Below are 20,665 nucleotides of genomic sequence, written 5' to 3'. Positions count from 1 at the left end.
GGGATGGGCCGCCGGCCTTTTCCGTCCGCTCTGCCCACGGTCCCTCAGCCGATTTCGAGCGCCGTGACCTGCCATCCCGAGCGGGCGGCCTCGAGGCGCAGTGCCACGGCGCGGCAGCGCGCGGCGTCCGCCACGACGACGGCGGCCTCGTAGAGCCCGGGTTCGATCAGGCTCGCGTGGGAGGACCTGATCGTGGTGGCACGGTGCGCACGTGCCGAGGGCCCCGAAGCCCCCTCCCGGGCGGCGCGGCTGAGGTCCGCCCGCAGCTGGACAGAGGCCAGCAGATCGCGGTGCAGCCACGGTGTGAGCTGCTGGACCGGCCGCGTCCCGGCGAGGACCTCCATCGTCGCCCGCGTGATCGCTGCCGCGAGCCTGCGCACCTCTTCGCCCTCATGCGCGCCAGGGAGTGCGCGCAGACGCCTGGCGGGGCGCTGTGCCGGTTCGGCGGCGAGTGCGGAGGTGCCCGAGGTCCGCGGTGTGCCCTTCCCCGGATCGGGGTGCGCGCGGTGGAGGCGCAGTACGTCCTCGGTGCGGGGGCCGGTCTCGACGAGTTGGGGCAGGGTGCGTGGAGCCATGGCGGTGAGGTCCTTCTGGTGGGGCCGGCGCAAGGGCGCGCGGCAGGGAGGGCTGCCCCGGTACTCGTGGGCGCGGTCCGGCGGAGGCTGCGCCTTCGCCGTTGGTCCCGGGTCTCAGCGCGGCGGGACGAGAATCTGGCCCGGGCGGATCAGATCGGGATTGCCGCCGATGATTCCGGCGTTGGCCTCGTACCAGGACGGCCATGCCTGCGCGATGTCGAGGTCGGTGGCGCCGGCCCCGAGATGGCGCGCCACGATGGTCCACAGGCTGTCGCCCGGGCGGACCTCTACCTGTGAGGTGTGGGCCGGCGGGCGCAGAGGCTGCTGCACGAGCGGGCCCGGATCTGTGGGCGGGGCGGCGGGCACCCAGCCTGCTTCCGGGGCCGGCGGCGCGACGGGAGCGGACGCCGGAGTGCCCTGCACCGCCGCCGCCGGGCCCGAGGCCGCGGGACGCCAGGCCGGGTCGGGGAGGCTGTCGGCGTGGGCGGCGGGCACGGCGACGAGGCCCAGCCCCAGCATCGCCATCGCGAGGCGCCGCATGAACGCTGGCGCGAAGCTGCCCACACGCCGGGACGCCGTCGACGCCCCGGCGGCGGCGAGCAGGGCCGACGCGATGGCGAAGCCCATGGACAGCAGCCACCAGGCCACGACCGCGAGGCCGACGAGGGTCGCGACGAGGCCGAGGAGGACGTCCACGCTGGGGAGGGCATCGAGCGCGCGCGGCGCGATCCGGAGCCGGCTGCCCGAGGCGCCTGGTGCGAGGTCCCGGGCCAGCGAGCTTCCTGCGGCCACGAGCACCGCCCCCAGTGCCAGCACGGCTGCGGCCACGAGGCCGTCCGCCGCGGCCTGCTGCCGTGGTGTGTTCTCCATGGTCCCCCCTCAAACGTCTTCTTCAGACCTATTTGATGCTGTTTGATGCAATTTGGTGCACTTTGCAACGTTGAAGCAAGTTTGATCATGATGGCGTCGGTTTGTCCAGAGATCTTCCTCAATGGGTCGTCGACGTGAAGGGAGCGGTAGGGTGAGCGCCATGCGCTTGGACAACCTGTTCTCCGACTTCGAGGCGCAGCTCGCTGCCGCGGGCCAGCTGGAGCTGGAGGCGCAGGTGGCCGACCTCGCGCGGGCCGAAGCCGCCGGGATAGGCCTCGCCGAGCGGCTGCGGGGCCACGGTGCAGCGCCGCTCGCGCTCCTGCTCGCCGGTGGGGTCCGGTTCCGGGGACGTCTGGCCCACGTCGCGTCCACCTGGCTCGCCCTGGATTCCGGCCCCTACTCCGTGCTCGTGCCGCATCTCGGCATCGTGACCATCGAAGGGCTCGGACGTGCGGCCGTTGCCGAGGGCTCCGCGGTCCGGCGCGCGCTGTCCCTCGGCTCGGGACTGCGGGCGATTGCGCGGGATCGCTCTCCCGTGGCCTGCTTCGTGGATGCGGGAGCAAGCGAGCCGCTCACGGTCGCGGGCACGCTCGATACCGTCGGCGCGGACTATGTCGAGATCGCTGCGCCGCGGGCGCACGATGGGGGAGCAGCCCGCGGGCTGTGGGTCGTGCCCTTCGCACGCCTCATCGCGGTCCGCTCGGGCGGCTAGCGCGGGGCCGGCAGGCTCGCCCGCTCATGGGGCGCCCGTGGCGGGCGCCGGCGGTCGGCAGGGCGTCCCCGGGACCGGTCAGGCGCCGGTGTGGTCCCGCCGGTTCTCGGCGAGCATCCTCTCGGCTTTGGCGTAGCTCTCCTGGATGTACTCCTCGAGCTTGACGTCCTCGACGCGCCACTGACCGCGTCCGCCCACCTGGATGGCCTTGAGCTCGCCGCTGCGCACGAGCGCATACGCCTGGGCTGCGCTGATCTGGAGCTGATCGCAGACATCTGCGAGCGTCAGGAAGCGGGGCATGGATCCATTCTGCCACCGCCCTGGAGGGGACCGGGGCAGTTATCCACAGTTTGGCGCGATGGTGCCCTGTGACTTGGGTCCGGCGCCGCTCCCGGCGAGAATGGCGCCGGGGGGCCGGCTGGCGGCCTGCGTACTGGAGGGGGAGAGCAATGCCTGCTGCCGATGGGGCTCGCGGGGCCCGGCTGGCGAAGCCGTCATGGAAGGACCCGCGCCTGCTGGTCGGGCTCCTGCTCGTCGCGGCCTCGGTCGCAGGAGTAGTGGCGCTCGTCGACTCAGCCCAGAGGACGGTGGCGGCCTACGCCGCGAAGGAGGACATCGCCGTCGGCCAGACGGTCGATCCGAGCAGGCTCGTCCGCGTCGACGTCCGCCTCGGGGATGCGGAAGGACGGTACCTCACGGCGGGGCGCCTGCCGGAGGGCAAGGTGGCGCTCCAGCGGGTGTCCAAGGGCGATCTCGTGCCCGCGTCGAGCCTCGGCGAGCCGCACGCCGTCGACCGCAAGCCGGTCTCGATCAGCGTGGCGCAGCCGCTGCCCGCGGAAGCCGCGGCGGGATCGCGGGTCGACGTGTGGGTTGCCCTGCCGGACGGGAGGAACGGATTCTCCGAGCCCAAGCGCCTCGTGACCGGCGCCGAGATCGCCCACATCGAGACGGCCTCCTCGGCGCTCGGCGGAACCCGCGAGACGACTGTCCTCGTGCTCGTCGAGGATGCGAAGCTCGCCCAGGTCCTCGGCGCCCAGGCGAACAGCGCGAAGGTCTCGCTCGTGTGGAACCCCGCGGGCGGCTCCCGATGAGCATCCCCGTCGTCACGGTCGGGGCCGGCCAGGCCGAACTCGTCGGGTCCCTCGAGCGCCTGCACGGGCCGGTCACCGTGGTGCGGCGCTGCTCCGAGCTCGCCGAGCTCGTCGCGGCCTGCCAGACGGGCCTGGCCAGGGCTGCGGTGATCGCCGGCGCCACCCAGGAGGTTACCGCGACCCTCGTCGACAGGCTCGGAGCGGTCGGGGTCGCCCTCGTGGGCCTCACCGACGACGACGCCGAGCGGGTGCGGCTCGCCGGACTCGGAGTGCTCGCGGCCTCCGAGGCCGTTCCCGCCCAGGATCTCGCCCGCCTGATCGGCCAGGCCGTCGAGGCGGCTGCAGCGCTCGGTCCAGGACGGCCCGGGTCCTCCTTCGCCCTCGCCGGGGCGCCGCCCACCTTCGGTGCGGATGCGGACGCGGATGCGGAGGATCCGGAGGAGGGGCCGGAGCCGGGCGAGCTGGGACAGATCATCGCGGTCTGGGGCCCGATCGGCTCGCCGGGCCGGACCACGATTGCCGTCAACTGTGCCGCAGAGCTCGCCGCGGACGGCCGCAGCGTGATCCTCGTCGACGCCGATACCTACGGCTCCTCCGTGGCGGCCGCACTCGGCCTCCTCGACGATTCGGCCGGCCTCGCCCAGGCCTGCCGGCTCGCGGACCAGGGCCTCCTCGACCGCGCCTCCCTCGAGCGCGTCGCGAGCCCGGTCGTCACGGGCGCAGGCACGCTCCGCGTCCTCACAGGCCTCACCCGGGCCGACCGCTGGCCCGAGCTGCGCGCGGCCGCCTTCGGTTCCGTGCTCGAACGCTGCCGGGAACTGGCCGAGTTCGTCGTCGTGGACCCCGGATTCTGCCTCGAGGCCGATGAGGAGCTCAGCTTCGACACCATGGCGCCCCGCCGCAACGGGGCGGCCCTGCGCGCGCTCGAGCTCGCCGACCGCGTCCTGGCCGTCGGTTCTGCCGACTCCATCGGCATGCCCCGCCTGGTGCGTGCGCTGGCCGACCTCGAACAGGCTGTCCCGGGCGCGGTGCCCACGGTCGTGTTCAATCGGCTCCGCGCGTCCGCCGTGGGGCGGTTCCCGGAGCGTGCGCTGCGGGATGCATGGGAGCGGTTCGGCCCCGGACTGCCCATCGCCGCGATGGTGCCGCACGACGCCGAGGCCGCGGACGCTGCGCTGCTCGCGGGCCAAGTGCTCCTGGAAGCGGCCCCCGAGTCTGCGATGCGGCACAGCATCGCAGAGCTCGTGTGTGCACCTCGACAGCGAAATCGAAGATTCGCTGGCCTACGTGCCAAAGCTGGCTCGGCAGCACCGCGCTAGGCTCGGATCAGAGGGCTGCGAGGTGGCAGCCACATGCACCGGAGGCGAGCCAGAGTGTCGACAGGTACTGCCCAGCAGACCCCGTTCCCATCAGCGGACCAGGAAACCAAGTTCCTCGCGGACTACTACGAGCACCTGGCCGAGGAAGACCGGCAGGCGTACCCCGGCGAAGCCCTTGCGGACCGGGCCCGCGAGCACTGGGCGGTCGCCGAGGGCCGCGAGACGGGCACCGCGAACATCGCCGTCGTCGACGAGGGCGGCCGCAGCGTCGTCTACATCGTCACGGACGACATGCCCTTCCTGGTCGATTCCGTCAGCGCGGAGCTCGGGCGCCAGGGCGCACCCATCCATCTCGTCGTGCACCCCATGTTCGTGGTGACCCGCCGCAAGAGCGACGGCGGCCTCGTCGCCGTCCAGCGCGTGCCCGCCCAGTGGGGCATGTCGAGCGGCGACACGGCCACGATGCCCCTGCTGAGCGCTCTCGTCGCCGACGGCGACAACGCCACCCACATCGAGTCGTGGATCGCCATCGAGACGAACCGCGCCTCCGCGGCAGCCAAGACGCAGCTCGTGGACGGGGTCCGCCGCGTCCTCGGCGACGTGCGCGCGGCCGTGGAGGACTGGCAGCCCATGCGCTCCAAGGCGCTCGAGATCGCCGAGGGCCTCGGCTCCGTCGCCGGCGCCGAGGACATCCCCGACCTCGTCCCCGCGCAGGAGCTCCTGCGCTGGCTCGACGCCGGGAACTTCACGTTCCTCGGCTACCGCGAGTACGACCTCACGACGGTCGACGGCGAGGATGTCCTCGAGCTGGTCGAGGGCAGCGGGCTCGGGCTGCTCCGGGGCGACGCCGGGCACGCGCTCCAGCACCTCACCGTCGAGGGGCAGGAGCACGCCCGCGAGCGCAGGGCGCTCGTGATCACCAAGGCCAACTCCCGCAGCACCGTGCACCGGCGCGCCTACCTGGACTACATCGGCATCAAGCGCTTCGACGTGGCGGGGAAGGTCGACGGGGAGCGCCGGTTCATCGGGCTCTTCGCCTCGAGTGCGTACACCCAGTCCGCGCGGACCGTCCCGATCGTGAAGGACAAGATCGAGAAGGTTATGCGGAGCTCGGGCTTCCCCGCCGACTCCCACTCGGGCAAGGACCTCCTCGCCATCCTCGAGACGTACCCGCGCGACGAGCTCATGCAGATCGACACGCAGACGCTCCTCGACACCGTCACAAGGATCCACCGGCTGCAGGAGCGTCGCAGGACCCGGCTCTTCCTACGACCGGACATCTACGGACGGTTCATGAATGCGGTCGTGTACCTGCCCAAGGACCGGTACAACACGGCGGTGCGGCGCCGCATCGAGCAGGAGCTCGGGAAGGAGTTCCACTCCGACTCGATCGACTACGACTCGCACATGAGCGACTCGGCGCTTGCGCGGCTGTACTTCCGCATCCGCCTGCCGAAGGCGACTAGCGCTGCCGATCTGCGCGCCGTCGACCGGGACGCCCTCGAGCAGCGCCTCGTCACCGCGACGCGCTCCTGGAGCGAGGGCATCGCCCAGGTCCTGCACGAGAACCGGCCCCTCGAGGCTGCCGAGCACCTCGCGGCCGTCTGGGGTGAGGCGTTCCCGGCCTCCTACCGGGTGGACTTCACCATCGAGGACGCGCTCGAGGACATCACGCGCTTCGAGGACTACGCCGCGAGCCGCGCCGCCGGCGCTGCGGAAGCCGCCGCCGAGTCCGGCACGGGCGAGCGGCCGGCCGTCTACGTCTACCTCCCGCAGGGCGACGGCGAGGCGCTCGAGGAGGACGCCCGGGTCAAGCTCTACCTCTTCGAGCCCCGGAGCCTCAGCCAGATCCTGCCGTACTTCCACAACCTCGGCCTCGAGGTCCTCGACGAGCGCCCGTTCGAGATCGAGACGGGCGACAGCCGGGAGTTCTTCCTCTACGACCTCGGGCTGAAGTACCCGGCCGGGATCGACCCCGTCTCCACCGGAGACCTCCTCGCCGAGTCGTTCGGGCAGGCGCTCGCGGGGGAGACCGAGTCGGACAGCCTGGACCGCCTCGTGCTGAGGGAGGGCCTGCGCTCCCGCCAGACGCAGATGCTGCGCGCCTACGCGAAGTACATGCGCCAGATCGGGAACTCGAACTCCTTCGGCTTCATCGCCGACACCCTCCTGGGCAACGCAGAGGTCACCCGGCGCCTGGTGGGGCTCTTCGAGGCCCGCTTCGACCCCGAGCTCTCCGACGAGGAGCGCGCCCGCCGCAGCGCCCAGGTGAAGGAGGAGCTCGGCGCCGCCCTCGAGCAGGTCCCCACGCTGGACGCCGACCGCCTCCTGCGCGCGTTCATCAACCTCATCGAGTCCACGCTGCGCACCAACTACTACCTCGGCCGTCCGTACCTGAGCTTCAAGTTCAGCCCGGGCCTGATCGAGGGCCTCCCCTCGCCCAAGCCGGCGTACGAGATCTGGGTGTACTCCCCGCGCGTCGAGGGCGTCCACCTCCGCTTCGGCAAGGTGGCCCGCGGCGGCCTGCGCTGGTCGGACCGGCGCGAGGACTTCCGCACGGAGATCCTCGGCCTGGTCAAGGCCCAGGTCGTGAAGAACGCGGTGATCGTGCCCACCGGCGCCAAGGGAGGCTTCTACGCCAAGCGGCTCCCGGACCCGGCGCAGGACAGGGCGGCGTGGCTCGCCGAGGGCGTGGAGAGCTACAAGACGTTCATCCGCGGCCTGCTCGACATCACGGACAACCGGGTCAGCGAGGCCGCCCCGGGCGCGGCCGGGGACGAGGCGGCGGTGACCGAGAAGGTCGTGCCGCCGGCCGGCGTCGTGCGCCACGACGACGACGATTCCTACCTCGTCGTCGCGGCGGACAAGGGCACCGCGAGCTTCTCCGACATCGCCAACGGCCTCTCCCAGGAGTACGGCTTCTGGCTCGGCGACGCCTTCGCCTCCGGCGGCTCCGTCGGCTACGACCACAAGGCCATGGGCATCACGGCACGGGGCGCCTGGGAGTCGGTCAAGCGGCACTTCAGCGAGATCGACGTCGACACCCAGGCCGAGGACTTCACCGTGGTCGGCGTCGGCGACATGTCGGGGGACGTCTTCGGCAACGGGATGCTCCTCTCCGAGCACATCCGGCTCGTGGCGGCCTTCGACCACCGCCACATCTTCCTCGACCCGACGCCCGACGCCGCGGCCTCCTTCGCCGAGCGGCGGCGCCTGTTCGACCTTCCGCGCTCGTCCTGGGACGACTACGACCGGGACCTGATCAGCGCCGGCGGCGGGGTGTACCCGCGCACCGCCAAGTGGATCCCGGTCACGGACGAGGTGCGCCGGGCGCTCGGCCTGCCCGAGGGGACCACGCAGCTGAGCGTCCCCGAGATGCTCCGGGCGGTGCTGCTCGCACCGGTGGACCTCTTCTACAACGGCGGGATCGGCACGTACGTCAAGTCCAGCGCCGAGACGAACGCAGAGGTGGGCGACAAGGCCAACGACGCGATCCGCGTGGACGGGCGCGACCTGCGGGTGAAGGTGGTCGGCGAGGGCGGCAACCTCGGCTTCACGCAGCAGGGCCGGATCGAGGCCGCGCTGCAGGGCGTCATCATCAACACGGACGCGATCGACAACTCGGCCGGCGTCGACACCTCCGACCACGAGGTCAACATCAAGATCTTCGTCGACCGCATGGTCGCCGCGGGGAAGCTGCCCGCCGAGGAGCGGGCTGCGTTCCTCGCCACCATGACGGACGAGGTGGGGCGCCTGGTGCTCGCGGACAACATCGACCAGAACATCCTGCTCGTGAACGACCGCGCCCGCGTCGTGGAGTGGAGCCCGAGCTTCGAGCGCCTCATGGACTGGCTCGAGGAGGAGGCCGACCTCGACCGCTCGCTCGAATCGCTGCCGACCACCGCGCAGCTGCACAAGCGGCTCGAGCAGGGGCAGGGGCTCACCGCCCCCGAGCTGTCGGTCCTCGTCGCCTACGCCAAGATCGAGCTGACCGAGGCGCTGCGGGACAGCGACCTCGCCGACGATCCGTGGTTCCGCAGCACGCTGCGCGAGTACTTCCCGGTCGAGCTGGCGGAACGCTTCGACACGGACCTCGACAGCCACCCGCTGCGGCGCGAGATCATCGCCACGGTGGTCGCGAACGACATGATCAATCTCGGCGGCATCACGTTCGCCTTCCGCACCATCGAGGAGACCAGCGCGACGCCGGCCGCGGTCGCCAAGGCGTTCGTCGCGCTGCGCGAGGTGTACCGGCTGGACGAGATGACCGAGGCGCTCAACGCGTTGCCGGCCTCGTTCCCGACCGAGCACTGGACGGCCATCCACCTGGACATCCGCCGGCTCCTGGACCGGGCGGTCCGCTGGCTCATCCACCAGGGGGCCACCGGTGGGCCGATCGCGCAGGTCGTCGAGGACTACGGCACGCCGCTGGCGGCCCTGCGCGCGAGGCTGCTCGAGTACCTGCGGGGCCAGGACGCCGAGCGCGTCGCCGCGTGGCTGGACCGGGCGCGCTCCTGGGGGCTGCCGGAGGAGCTCGCCCACCGCTGGGCGGAGCTGTTCGAGAGCTACGCGCTGCTCGACGTCGCCCGCATCGCCCAGACCAGCGGTGCCTCGATCGAGCAGGTCGCCGGGGTGTACTACACGGTCTTCGACCGGTTCCGGGTCGACGGGCTGCTCGAGCGCATCACCGCCCTGCCGCGCCGGGACCGCTGGGAGGCGCTCGCCCGGGCCGCGCTGCGCGATGACCTCTACAGCACGGTGGCCGACTTCACCCGGTCGATCATGGACGCCGCGCCGGACACGCTCGAGCCCGAAGAGCGGCTGGCCGTGTGGGAGGAGGAGAACCGCGAGCAGCTCAACCGGGCGGCGGCGATGTTCGCCGAGGTCAACTCCCTCGAGCGCGACGACATCGCCTCGCTCTCGGTAGCATTGAGGCTGCTGCGGTCGATCGTGCGCTCGTAGGGCGCGGACGCCGGAGGCCGCGGGGGCCCTGCCCTCGCGGCCCTCGCGTCCCCGCGGCCAGCGGGAGCCCGGCAGGCGGGTGTCCCGGGCGCTGACGAAAGCGGGAAACGAGGCAGTGCAGGTGGCCATCTTCACGGATCCGATCAGGGAGCACGCCGACCTCGGTCCGGGGGACGCCGAGTGGCTGCACCTGCTGGTCGGGGACTGGCAGCTCGTGGCCGACCTCGCCTTCGCCGACCTCGCCCTGTGGTTCCCCCATCCCGACGACGGCTACATCGCCCTGGCCCATGTGCGGCCGTCGACCACGCACACGGTCTTCCACAGCGACTTCGTGGGGGAGCGCATCCGCTCCGACCTCAAGCCGCTCGTCGACCGGGCGTGGAACAGCCAGACGATCGAGCGCCACCACGAGACGAGCTTCAACTCGGAGATGGCTCTGCGCGTCGAGGCGGTGCCGTTCGTGCGCAACGGCCGCACCCTCGCCGTCGTCACCTCCCACCTCGACCTCTCGAGCTCGCGCATGCCGAGCCGGCTCGAGCTCACGTACCGCCAGTGCGCCTACGACCTGCTGCGCATGGGCACCCTGGGCCTGTGGCCGGACTTCGCCTCCCCGACGGGATCGCGCCGCGGTGCCCCGCGTGTGGGGGACGGCCTCATCCGGCTCGACGCCGACGGGGTGGTCCAGTACGCGAGCCCCAACGGGGTCTCCGCGTTCCGTCGGCTCGGAGGCATCGAGTCCCTCGAGGGGCGCTCGCTCGCCGAGGTCACGACCGGGCTGCTCAAGGACCGACGCCTCGTCGACGAGACGCTCCCGCTGGTGGTGACCGGGCGCATGCCCTGGCGCAGCGAGATCGAGTCCCGCGGGGTCAGCCTGTCCCTGCGTGCCATCCCGCTGCGCGACGAGCATGAACGCTTCGGGGCGCTCGTCCTGTGCCGCGACGTCTCGGAGCTGCGCCGCCGTGAGATGGAGCTCGTCACCAAGGACGCCACCATCCGTGAGATCCACCACCGGGTGAAGAACAACCTGCAGACGGTCGCCGCGCTCCTGCGCATGCAGTCTCGCCGGATGAAGAGCGAGGAGGCGAAGCAGGGGCTGGAGCAGGCGATGCGCCGCGTCGCGACGATCGCCCTCGTCCACGAGACCCTGTCCCAGGGACTGACCCAGACCGTGGACTTCGATGAGCTGATCGGCCGCCAGTTCCGCCTCTCGGCCGAGGTCGCCACCGAGGGCCAGCACGTGGCCACGGAGCGGAAGGGAGACTTCGGGGACCTCCCGAGCGACTTCGCGACGCCGCTGGCACTCGTCATCAACGAGCTCGTGACCAACGCTGTGGAACACGGCCTCGCGGACCGTTCCGGCACCGTGTGGCTCACCGCCGACCGTCGCCGGGACGACGCCGGGGCCGAGGAGCTCGAAGTCACCGTGGAGGACGACGGCGTCGGGCTGCCGCCGGGGCAGGCCCGGCACGAGGGACTGGGCCTGCAGATCGTGCGGACCCTCGTCACGAGCGAGCTCGCGGGGACGATCTCCTGGCACGAGCGCGAGGGCGGCGGAACCGTCGTGAAGATCGTCCTGGGGCTCGACCAGGGCTGAACCGGCCCGGCCCGCGGCAGCCCGGGCTGACCCCGGCGCATAGAGAAGCCGCCCGCCGCGGCCCCTCGGGAGGGGCAGCAGCGGGCGGCGGAAGCGTCTGTGCGGGCGAGCCTGGGGCGGTGCCTCAGGAGGCGCGGCGCGCGCGGGCCGCGCGGCGCTTGAGCGCCCTGCGCTCGTCCTCGCTCATGCCGCCCCAGACCCCGGCGTCCTGACCGGACTCCAGGGCCCACTGCAGGCAGGTGTCCACGACGGGGCAGCGGCGGCAGACGCTCTTGGCTTCTTCGATCTGAAGGAGGGCTGGCCCGGTGTTCCCGACAGGAAAGAACAGTTCCGGATCCTTGTCGAGGCAGGCCGCGCGATCACGCCAGTCCATGGTGGTAGAGCAACTCCGTTCTTGGGGGACGAGCGGCTTGTGAAAACATTCACGAGTCCGTCCAAAGCAAAGGGGCCTGTGGGGGCCCCGCGGTCAACTTCATTAAGGTTGTCACGTTAACTGGGTGTAAACAAGGGGTCGAGGGCAGGATTCGGGCCCCGGGCGAGAGGGATGCGTCACACCTTCGCCTCCGCCCGAGACCGCCTGCGGGGACGCCACGGGACCGGCTGGGCTCCGAGGGAGGAGCCTCGGGTATCGTGCGGGTGTGCCTACCCCAGACGCCCCGTCGTTCCACCGCCCCTGGACCCTCGCCGTGCTCGTGGCCGTCGTGCTGCTCGAGGCGGCGGTCCTCGTGGGCTTCGCGGTCTTCTACGCGGTAGAGCTCCTGGCCGGCAACGCCGAGACGTCGCCCGGCGGGGCGGCATTCACCCTGGTGCTCCTCGCCGCCTTCGGGGCGTGGCTGGCCGCCGCCGGGGTGTTCCTGTGGCGGGGGCGCCGCTGGCCCCGGTCGGCCGCGCTCGTGGCACAGCTCTTCGCCCTCGTCATCGGCGTGCCGACACTCACCGGAGGCGTCGTAGTCCTCGGGATCGCCATCGTGGTCCCGGCGCTCGTGGCGCTCTTCCTCCTCTTCGAGAAGCGCGTCCTCGCCGTCACCCAGGGCAGCACCCGCGGCCGGAACCACGACGGCGCGGCACCCGAGCGGCCCGACGCCGGTGGGCAGGACGCCGGCGGTGCCAGCTAGGACTGCCAGCTAGGACTGCCAGGGCCGCCCGCCAGCGGGCCACGGCGCGGTGGCGTCCGAGTGCTGGTGCGGCACGCCGAGCTGCACGTCCGTCTGGCGGCCGTCGACGACGGCCACCCCGCGTCCGGGCGGGACACGTCCCGGAACATCGACCCGGACCCCGAGGGCGTCGCCGTCGCCCGGCGTCCGCGGGGCGATGAGGATGCCTGTCCCCGACGAGCGCGCCGCGAGGGCCAGCGGGCACCGCGCGTAGAGGCTGGCGCTGTAGCCCGCCGTGGCCACCATCCCCGCGCCGGCTTCGAGCAGCCGTGAGAGCAGCTGGTTCTCTGCCGGATCGAGGTGGTCGGCGTCGTCGACGAGGACCACGGTCCGCTCTGCGACGGCGGCTCCCGCTCCGGACCCGGCACATCGGTCGAGGACGGCCTGCCACTCCAGCTCCCGCGACCGCGGGTCCGCGGCGACGAAGTCCACAGCGGGGTTCATCGTCGGCAGGGCCGCGAGGAACGCGCTCTTGCCGGACCCGGGCGCCCCGAGCACGAGGAGCACCTCGCCGGAGGCGAGCCTGAGGGACAGCGGCGCCGCCTCGTCGCCTGCCAGCCCCACCACGAGGTGCCGGCCCGGCGGAGCTGCGACCGCTGCCGTGCCCGGCCCGGCGGCCCGCGCGAGCTCGGCGACCAGGGCTGCTGGGACGAGCGCCGGCAGCGGATCGACCCGGAAGGGTGCAGGCTCGCCGCCGGAGAGGGGGCGCGCCGACGGTCTGCTGCCGGAAGCCCGGGCGCCCCCGGGCGGAGGGCCGGCCATGCAGCACTGTGCAGCCAAGGGGGCGTCCCCGACCACGAGGGTCCCGGCCGCCGCCGCGCGGCCCACGAGCGCCGGCATAGCGGGAAGACGCGGCCACGACAGGCGCGCCTCAACGGTGGCCCCCCGTGGAAAGTAGACCCTGGCCGCCATGCCGCCGAAGATCCGTGACCCCACAAGCTCGCGCTCGCCGGCCGCCACGACGCTGAGTCTGGCCGCGTCCCCGTTCCTGACGAGGTCGCCGAGTCCTTCTTCCGCCCACGCCTGCGGACTCTGCCGCAGCGCTGAGACCCAGGCACCCCACGCGGAGACGACGATGACGAGCGGGACCGGAGCCGGCGCGCCGGGCTCCCTCAGGAGGCGCTGCGCGCACTCCTCACCCAGCCTCGCGACGACGCGCGCCGCCCGCCGCAGGTCTCCGAGGCTGACGTGGGCCCCCACCCGCGGATGGTCCCTCCACCCGGCGAGGGAGCCGTCCCCGTCGAGCAGGTACAGGTGGCGGACGGCCCCACCCTCGGCGAGCTGGCCGACGACCGCGGAGAGGGCCCCTGCCCCTCCGGCTGCCGGGGGCCCGACCAGCGCGAGGTGGCCGTGGGCTGAAGGGTCCCAGTCCAGTGGGGCGAGCCGCTGCTCGTGCGGGACATCGACGAGCCCCAGGTGGATGCGGTCCCGCAGCGTGTGCCTTTCACGGCCCGCCGGCATCCCTGCGGGCGTGTCCGCGCCCCGAGACCGGGCCGAGCAGGCGGCAGCCTCGGCGACGGTGAGCTCGTCCGGCAGGGGTGGTGCCACGGGCTTCCTGACGGGCGCGCCGCCGGCCGCGGCCCACGCGGTGCGCGCGGCCTCGACAAGGGGCCGTGCCGCCTCGGCCGGTGTCGGCGGGACCTCCAGGGCGTCGGCGCCCCCGTCCTCAGGCCAGCCATGGGCGTCAGCGATCCGCACGGCGGCGGGAGCCGCCGTGGACAGCCCGAGGGAGGCGGACTGGAAGGCCAGCGGCTCGTCACCCCCGACGGCGAGGTAGGCCCGGCCCGGGCGTCCAGCGGGGATCCGGGCCGCCAGCGGTGAGCCCAGGACATCCGAGGACTCGGCATCGTGCTGCATCCGCAGGACGATGCTCGTGGCCACGTTCGCCCGGATGTCCGCCGAGAGGGCACCCTGGGGGCGCTGCGTGGCCATGACGAGGTGCATGCCGAGGGACCTGCCCACGGTCGCGATGCGCATCAGCTCCGCCAGGGCGGCCGGGGCCTCCTCGACGAGCATCCTGAACTCGTCCACGACCAGCACGAGCCGGGGCAGGTCGTCGGCGAGGCGCGCGTAGTCGACCACGTCAGCCGCACGCACACGCCCCAGCATCCGCTCCCGCCGCTTGAGCTCGGCCCGCAGCGAGGCGAGGGCGCGGTCCATGCCGCCCCCAGCCAGATCGGTGACGAGGCCCACGCAATGGGGAAGGCCAGCGAGCGGCTCGAGGCCGGAGCCGCCCTTGAAGTCCACGAGCAGGAACGTGAGGCGGCCCGGCGAGTGCGTGGCGGCCGCGGCCGCCACGAGGGTGCGGAGGAACTCCGACTTGCCCGATCCAGTGGTGCCCGCCACGAGCAGGTGCGGCCCGTGGGCCACGAGGTCGAGCAGGACCGTGCCCCGCTCGGAGCGTCCGAGGGGGACCGTGACGCCCTCGCCGAGCGAACTCCTGGCCCAGGCTGCCGCGATCCCGCCGGCGTCGAGCCGCGCGAGCTCGTCGAGCCCGCACCGGTCGGGGATGCCGGAGTGCTCTGCCACGGGCGCCGATCGCCCGGCACGCCGCGCGGCGGCCTCGAAGGCGGCTGCGGGCATCAGGTCGGCAGCGAAGGGGGCCGCCGTCCCCTCCCGGACGAGGACCGAGCTGCTGCCGCCGAGCCGGACCCCCGTGTCCGCGGGCCTGGGCAGGCGGTCCACGGGCGCGACCACGGGCACGCCGCGGGCGAGCGCCGCGTGGACGGCCGCCGCGCACGTATCCGTGCCCGGAAGGACCATGAGGAGCCCGCGCGGGTGCATCGGCAGGGCGGCGTCGAGGCGTGCCTGCGTCGTGCGTGCCGGCAGGAACCTGAGGCGTGGAAGGAACCGGGCCGCCAGGCGCAGCCTGTCCGTGCCCCCGACGACGGCGATGTCCAGGCCCTCGGCGGCCGGCAGCCGGGCGAGCTGGAGGAGGAGCGATGCCATGAGTCCCTCGACCTGCTCCGCCCCGCCGTCGATCCCGAGGACTCCTCGGAGCGGCACGGTCACCGGGGCAGCGGAGAGCGTGGGCGGCGCGGCGCGGGATCCCTCGGGCTCGAGCACGATGTCCGCGGGCTGGTCCGCCGTCCCGAGGCGCACATGGACCGACCCGTCCTCGCCCTCTCCTCCGCTGCCCTCGCGCCGGGGTGCGACGCCGGAGGACCTCGCGAGGAGCCCGACGTCAGGTGCCCTCGCGCGCCGGCGTGCGGCATCGGCGTCGGCCGCGGACGCGAGCCGCCGCTCGAAGTCCCGCCGCGCCGACCGCCCCTCGAGGAGCGGGATGACGGCGGAGACCGCGGACACGGCGGTGAACGCGAGGAACATCCACATCCCGGTGGCGAGGGCGAGGGCCACGCCGACCCCCAGGGGGAGCACGGCCATGGTGACCATCGCTGCCCTGCGGGACGGCGGCGCGTGGCGGGCCACCCGCAGGGGCGCACCCGGGCCGGACCCGGCGGCGGCGTCGAGCAGGGCTTCCTCGGCTGCGAACACGAGCGTGCACGTGCCCGCTCCCAGGCGGAAGTCCTGGCCGACGCAGAGCTCGGCGCGCTGGACCCGACGCCCGCCGACCCAGACGCCGTTGGAGCTTCCGAGGTCGGTGACGGTGACTGCCGCGTCGGTCACCTCGAGGAGCGCATGGTCGCGGGAGAGCTCGGGATCCGGCAGCGTCAGGCAGCGGCCCGGGCCACCGGGGGCGCGGCCGAGCCTGAGGGTCCCCCGGCCGACCGGCACCACGGTCCCTGCCGCGGGCCCCGTGTGCACGACGAGCGAGAGCGGGGGAGGGGCCGGCCGGCCAGGACCGGTGCCGGCGCCGCGGCCGAGGAGGCCAGCGCCGGAAGCGACGAGGACCGCGCCGCTGACGAGGGGCGGCCGGCCCACCGCGAGGCCGGACAGGGACAGGCCCTCGACGGTGCAGTCCCCGCGGCCGTAGGCACGTTCCAGCGCCTCGGCGACGTCGGAGCCGGGCGAGCCCTCGGCCGCGTGGACCACCAGTTCCCGGCGGATCCGCCCCGCCAGCGCGCCGCCGGCGTCCGGTGAGATGAGCGTGCAGTGCAGTTCCATGGTCCCCCCGTGGGAGCGTCCCGTACCGTCCACCACGCTAGGCAGCGCGCCGCCGCCGGTGCCACGGCCAGGCTGCCCGTTGTGGACAACCCGGGCTCCGGCGATTCCGGGAAGCCGGAGCGGCTCGGGTAATCTGAACCCCGGACATCTCGGGTCGCTGCCCCACGCGCGGCGGCGCTCGGCTTTTCTCACAGGGAGACACCTTGACTGCAGACCTCGTCGTTGTCGGATCCGGATTCTTCGGGCTCACCGTGGCCGAGAGGGCAGCCAGCGAGCTGGGCCTCAAGGTCACCGTGATCGACCGGCGCCACCACATCGGCGGCAACGCCTACAGCGAGACTGAGGAGCAGACCGGGATCGAGGTCCACCGCTACGGTGCCCACCTCTTCCACACCTCCAACGAGAAGGTGTGGGAGTACGTCAACCGCTTCACGACCTTCACCGACTACGTGCACCGTGTGTACGGCGTCCACAAGGGCGAGGTCTTCCCGCTGCCGATCAACCTCGGCACCATCAACCAGTTCTTCCGGGCCAACTACACCCCGGCCGAGGCGCGCGCCCTCATCGCCGAGCAGGCCGGCGAGCTCGCGGGCACCGACCCGCAGAACCTCAACGACAAGGGCATCCAGCTGATCGGCCGCCCGCTGTACGAGGCCTTCATCAAGCACTACACGGGCAAGCAGTGGCAGACCGACCCGAAGGACCTGCCCGCGGGGATCATCTCCCGCCTGCCCGTGCGCTACACGTACGACAACCGCTACTTCAACGACACCTACGAGGGCCTCCCGACCCAGGGCTACACGGCGTGGATCGAGCGGATGGCCGACCACCCCAACATCGACGTCCGCCTCAGCACCGACTTCTTCGACGAGTCGCAGCCCATCAGCAAGGGCAACGTGGTCGGCAGCGTCCCGGTCGTCTACACCGGCCCGGTGGACCGCTACTTCGACTACGCCGAGGGCGACCTCTCCTGGCGCACGATCGACTTCGAGGAGGAGGTCCTCCCCACGGGCGACTTCCAGGGGACCTCGGTGGTGAACTACAACGATGCCGATGTGCCGTACACCCGGATCATCGAGCCGCGCCACTTCCACCCCGAGCGCAACTACCAGACCGAGAAGACGGTCATCATGCGCGAGTTCTCCCGCTTCGCAGAGAAGGGCGACGAGCCGTACTACCCGATCAACACCGAGGCCGACCGCGCGAAGCTGCTCGCCTACCGCGACCTGGCCAAGGCGGAGAAGGACGTCCTCTTCGGCGGCCGGCTCGGGACCTACAAGTACCTCGACATGCACATGGCCATCGGCTCGGCGCTGTCGATGTACGAGAACAGGATCAAGCCGCACTTCGAGGGCGGCCAGGCCCTCGTGAGCGGGGGAGTGGACGAGTGACGACGGCGGAGACTGCTGTCGCTGCCGGCTCGCCGGACGCCGCTTCCGACTGGCAGGAGATCCAGCGGGTCGTGCTGCCCGGCACCGGGCAGGAGGACGTGGTCCCCCTCTACGTGGACGCCGGCTCGTCGCACGGTGTGCGGCTCGTGGAGGACGACACCCTCTACCGCAAACCGCGGAAGCCGGACGAGAAGCTCAACCTCGTCTCGTCCCAGCCCGCGGAGGCGCATTACGAGGACTTCCTCTCGCGGGAGTCGATGGCGGTGCGGCCCGGCCAGCACGTCTCGTTCGGCACCTACTTCAACGCGTTCCCCGCGAGCTACTGGCGCCGGTGGACCGCGGTCCGCCGTGTGCGCCTCGTCGTGGAGACCGAGGGGCGCGGCACCGTCGTCGTGTACCGGTCCAACGCCAGGGGACACCTGCAGCGGGTGGCGTCCCACGCCGTCGACGGCCGCCAGCGGGCGGAGTTCGAGCTCGACCTCTCGCCGTTCGGCGACGGCGGCTGGTACTGGTTCGACCTGAACGCGAGCCGCGATGGGATCCAGCTCGTCCGCGCGCACTGGGACGCCCGTCCCGGGCGGACCCACACCAGTGTGCCGGCCCGGTCCGGATCGGTCCTGGTCGAGATCACGACCCTGAACAAGCCCGGGTACTGCATCGAGAACGCCAAGCAGTTCGCCGCCCACCCCGAGGTGCTCGAGCGCATCAGCGAGATCCTCATCGTCGACCAGGGCACCGACCACGTGCGGGACCACCCCGAGTTCGCCGCCGTCGAGGCGGCGCTCGGCGGCCGCCTGCGGGTGATCGAGCAGTCCAACCTCGGCGGCTCCGGCGGGTTCGCCCGCGGGATGTTCGAGGCCGTCGAGGGCGGCTACGACTACGTCCTCCTGCTGGACGACGACGTCGTCGTGGAGCCCGAGAGCATTGTGCGGCTCGTGACCTTCGCAGACCACTGCAAGAAGCCCACGCTGGTCGGCGGGCACATGTTCGACCTGCACGCCCGGACCATCCTCCATGCGTACGCCGAGGTGGTCGACCCCTACCGGATCACCCCGGAGATCCCCAGGGTCGACATGCGCCTGCGGCATGACTTCGTCGACTCGAACCTCCGTCAGACGCCGTGGCTGCACCGCCGGGCGGACTCGGACTACAACGGCTGGTGGATGTGCCTGATCCCGACCGCCGTGATCCGTGAGGTCGGCCTCTCGCTGCCGCTGTTCATCAAGTGGGACGACATCGAGTACGGGCTGCGGGCCAAGAAGGCCGGGTTCCCCACGGTCTCCCTCCCCGGGGCTGGCCTCTGGCACGTCTCGTGGGAGGACAAGCAGGACGACATCGGCTGGCAGGCCTACTTCTACGCCCGCAACCGCCTGGTCGCCGCGCTGCTGCACAGCCCGTTCGCCCACGGCGGCCGCGTGCTGCGGGAGTCGTTCCAGATCGACGTCAAGCACCTCTTCTCCATGCAGTACTACGCGGAGGCGCTCCGCTCGATCGCGCTCGCCGATGTCCAGCGCGGCCCCGAGTCGCTCCACGCCGACCTGCCGGTGAAGCTGCCCGACGCCGTCGCCCTTCGGTCGCAGTACAGCGAGGCGCAGTTCCGCGACGACGTCGACGAGTTCCCCGCGCCGCACAGCGCGGAGGCGCCCCGGGGCATCGACGCGGCGGGGTCGCCCACCAGGAAGGAGCTGATCCCGTGGGCCGCGAAGGCCTTCGCGCGGCAGCTGACCCGCGCGGTGGCGCCCGAGGCCGCGGAGCACCCGCAGGCCCACCTCGCCCACAAGGACAACAAGTGGTGGCGCCTGGCCAACTACGACTCCGTGGTGATCACCAACGCCGAGGGCACGGCGTCCTCGTGGTACCGTCGGCGCCCCGAGCTGCTCAAGCCCGGGATCGCCAAGTCCGCCGCGGTGCATGCCGGGCTGTGGCGCGACTGGGACGCCCTCGCCGCCCGCTACCGCGAGGCCGCGGCACGCGTGACGAGCCTCGAGGCCTGGCGCGCCACGTTCGCCGAGCACACCCGCAGCGATGGAGGAAGGAACCGTGGCAAGCACTGACGTCGAAGCGGGCCTGACCCAGCCGGGGCGCAGCGGGGGCCTCAGGGACGTCTACCGGAACCGCTTCCTGCTCAAGCTCCTGGTACGCAAGGAGATCAAGGTCCGCTACCGCGGCTCGGTCCTCGGCATCGTCTGGTCCTACATGCGGCCCGGCATGCAGTTCCTGGTGTTCTACATCGCCCTGGGGCTCTTCCTGAACGCCCAGGGGTCGACGCCGAACTACCCGATCTACCTCTTCGCCGGCATCGTCCTCGTGAACTTCTTCACCGAGGCCCTCGGCAATGCCACGCGGTCGATCGTGAACAACCGGGACCTCATCCGGAAGATCTACCTGCCCCGCGAGCTGTTCCCGGTCGCGAGTGTCTGGGTGTCCGCGGCACACTTCCTGCCCCAGGTCCTCATCCTCCTGGTCGTCTGCCTGTTCTTCGGCTGGCTGCCGACCGTGTGGTCGGTGCTGGCGGTAGTCGCGGCCTTCGTGATGCTGGCCGTCCTCGCCATCGGCCTCGGGCTGTTCTTCGGGGCGATCAACGTCTACTTCCGCGATTCGGAGAACCTCGTGGACCTGCTGATCATGATGGTCACGTGGGCCTCACCCGTCCTCTACCTGTGGAGCCAGGTGGAGCGGGTGCTGGGGGCGTTCTTCCCGCTCTACCAGCTCAATCCCATGACCATTGCCGTGGAGGTGTTCCACTGGGCCTTCTGGCGCCCGACCCTCGACGGCGCGCAGCTCACCGCGCCGTCGACGGCCACCGTGCCGGGGCTGTTCGAGCTGTGGTTCCCCCTCGCGGGCGTGGTGACCGTGGCCATCCTCCTGGTGGGGCAGTTCACGTTCTCGCGCCTGTCGGTCAAGTTCGCGCAGGAGCTGTGAATGACTGACC

Annotated in this window: 14 protein-coding genes; 9 read left to right on the top strand and 5 right to left on the bottom strand. The window is 72.2% G+C overall.

Annotation, left to right across the window (positions count from 1 at the left end; all coding sequences use genetic code 11):
* Positions 1–44: 44 nt before the first annotated feature.
* Together ACVWWH_RS16375 and ACVWWH_RS16370 are read right to left on the bottom strand one after the other, a co-directional pair.
* Positions 45–575 (bottom strand): Rv3235 family protein, encoded by a 531-nt coding sequence (locus ACVWWH_RS16375; protein ID WP_066498785.1) that lies wholly within the window; start codon positions 573–575, stop codon positions 45–47.
* 114 nt (positions 576–689) lie between these two features.
* Positions 690–1,445 carry a LysM peptidoglycan-binding domain-containing protein gene (locus ACVWWH_RS16370; RefSeq protein WP_457317280.1) on the bottom strand — a complete coding sequence of 252 codons (756 nt, stop codon included), beginning with the start codon at positions 1,443–1,445 and terminating at the stop codon, positions 690–692.
* Between the two features lie 160 nt (positions 1,446–1,605).
* Between ACVWWH_RS16370 and ACVWWH_RS16365 the strand changes: the two genes are divergently transcribed.
* Positions 1,606–2,157 (top strand): hypothetical protein, encoded by a 552-nt coding sequence (locus ACVWWH_RS16365; protein ID WP_457317279.1) that lies wholly within the window; start codon positions 1,606–1,608, stop codon positions 2,155–2,157.
* A gap of 78 nt (positions 2,158–2,235) precedes the next feature.
* Here the strand turns inward: ACVWWH_RS16365 and ACVWWH_RS16360 are convergent, their stop codons facing one another.
* Entirely contained in the window at positions 2,236–2,457 is a 222-nt protein-coding gene (locus ACVWWH_RS16360) for a helix-turn-helix domain-containing protein (RefSeq protein WP_066498778.1), read from the bottom strand.
* A gap of 149 nt (positions 2,458–2,606) precedes the next feature.
* Between ACVWWH_RS16360 and ACVWWH_RS16355 the strand changes: the two genes are divergently transcribed.
* From ACVWWH_RS16355 to ACVWWH_RS16340, 4 genes are all read left to right on the top strand, one after another.
* Entirely contained in the window at positions 2,607–3,248 is a 642-nt protein-coding gene (locus tag ACVWWH_RS16355; RefSeq protein WP_066498776.1) for a hypothetical protein, read from the top strand.
* Complete coding sequence (locus ACVWWH_RS16350; RefSeq protein ID WP_457317278.1) at positions 3,245–4,567, top strand: AAA family ATPase; 1,323 nt, start codon at positions 3,245–3,247, stop codon at positions 4,565–4,567. Before ACVWWH_RS16355 ends, ACVWWH_RS16350 begins: the two co-directional genes overlap by 4 nt.
* A 54-nt stretch (positions 4,568–4,621) precedes the next feature.
* Positions 4,622–9,529 (top strand): NAD-glutamate dehydrogenase, encoded by a 4,908-nt coding sequence (locus ACVWWH_RS16345; protein WP_457317277.1) that lies wholly within the window; start codon positions 4,622–4,624, stop codon positions 9,527–9,529.
* A 121-nt stretch (positions 9,530–9,650) separates the two neighbouring features.
* On the top strand, positions 9,651–11,123 hold the full coding sequence (locus ACVWWH_RS16340) for a sensor histidine kinase (protein ID WP_066498769.1): 1,473 nt from the start codon (positions 9,651–9,653) through the stop codon (positions 11,121–11,123).
* A gap of 124 nt (positions 11,124–11,247) precedes the next feature.
* Here the strand turns inward: ACVWWH_RS16340 and ACVWWH_RS16335 are convergent, their stop codons facing one another.
* On the bottom strand, positions 11,248–11,496 hold the full coding sequence (locus ACVWWH_RS16335; protein ID WP_066498767.1) for a WhiB family transcriptional regulator: 249 nt from the start codon (positions 11,494–11,496) through the stop codon (positions 11,248–11,250).
* Positions 11,497–11,761: 265 nt separating this feature from the next.
* Here ACVWWH_RS16335 and ACVWWH_RS16330 point away from each other — a divergent pair, with 265 nt between their 5' ends.
* Complete coding sequence (locus tag ACVWWH_RS16330) at positions 11,762–12,238, top strand: hypothetical protein (RefSeq protein ID WP_457317276.1); 477 nt, start codon at positions 11,762–11,764, stop codon at positions 12,236–12,238.
* Between the two features lie 9 nt (positions 12,239–12,247).
* On the opposite strand, the gene ACVWWH_RS16325 is transcribed toward ACVWWH_RS16330, so the two are convergent.
* The gene (locus tag ACVWWH_RS16325) at positions 12,248–16,342 is read right to left on the bottom strand and encodes an FtsK/SpoIIIE domain-containing protein (RefSeq protein WP_457317275.1); all 4,095 of its coding nucleotides are present in this window, start codon (positions 16,340–16,342) and stop codon (positions 12,248–12,250) included.
* Positions 16,343–16,545: 203 nt separating this feature from the next.
* On the opposite strand from ACVWWH_RS16325, the gene glf reads away from it, so the two are divergent.
* Genes glf through ACVWWH_RS16310 form a run of 3 tightly spaced genes read left to right on the top strand, consistent with a single transcriptional unit; the run spans position 16,546 to position 20,655 of the window.
* On the top strand, positions 16,546–17,733 hold the full coding sequence (gene glf, locus ACVWWH_RS16320; protein ID WP_066498762.1) for a UDP-galactopyranose mutase: 1,188 nt from the start codon (positions 16,546–16,548) through the stop codon (positions 17,731–17,733).
* Positions 17,730–19,787 carry a glycosyltransferase gene (locus ACVWWH_RS16315; RefSeq protein ID WP_457317274.1) on the top strand — a complete coding sequence of 686 codons (2,058 nt, stop codon included), beginning with the start codon at positions 17,730–17,732 and terminating at the stop codon, positions 19,785–19,787. Before glf ends, ACVWWH_RS16315 begins: the two co-directional genes overlap by 4 nt.
* Positions 19,759–20,655 carry an ABC transporter permease gene (locus ACVWWH_RS16310; RefSeq protein ID WP_066498752.1) on the top strand — a complete coding sequence of 299 codons (897 nt, stop codon included), beginning with the start codon at positions 19,759–19,761 and terminating at the stop codon, positions 20,653–20,655. Before ACVWWH_RS16315 ends, ACVWWH_RS16310 begins: the two co-directional genes overlap by 29 nt.
* Positions 20,656–20,665: the final 10 nt, after the last annotated feature.

It is taken from the genome of Sinomonas sp. RB5 (assembly GCF_054063535.1).
The sequence above is the reverse complement of the archived record's forward strand: the minus strand, read 5'-3'. Positions and strand labels throughout refer to the sequence as shown.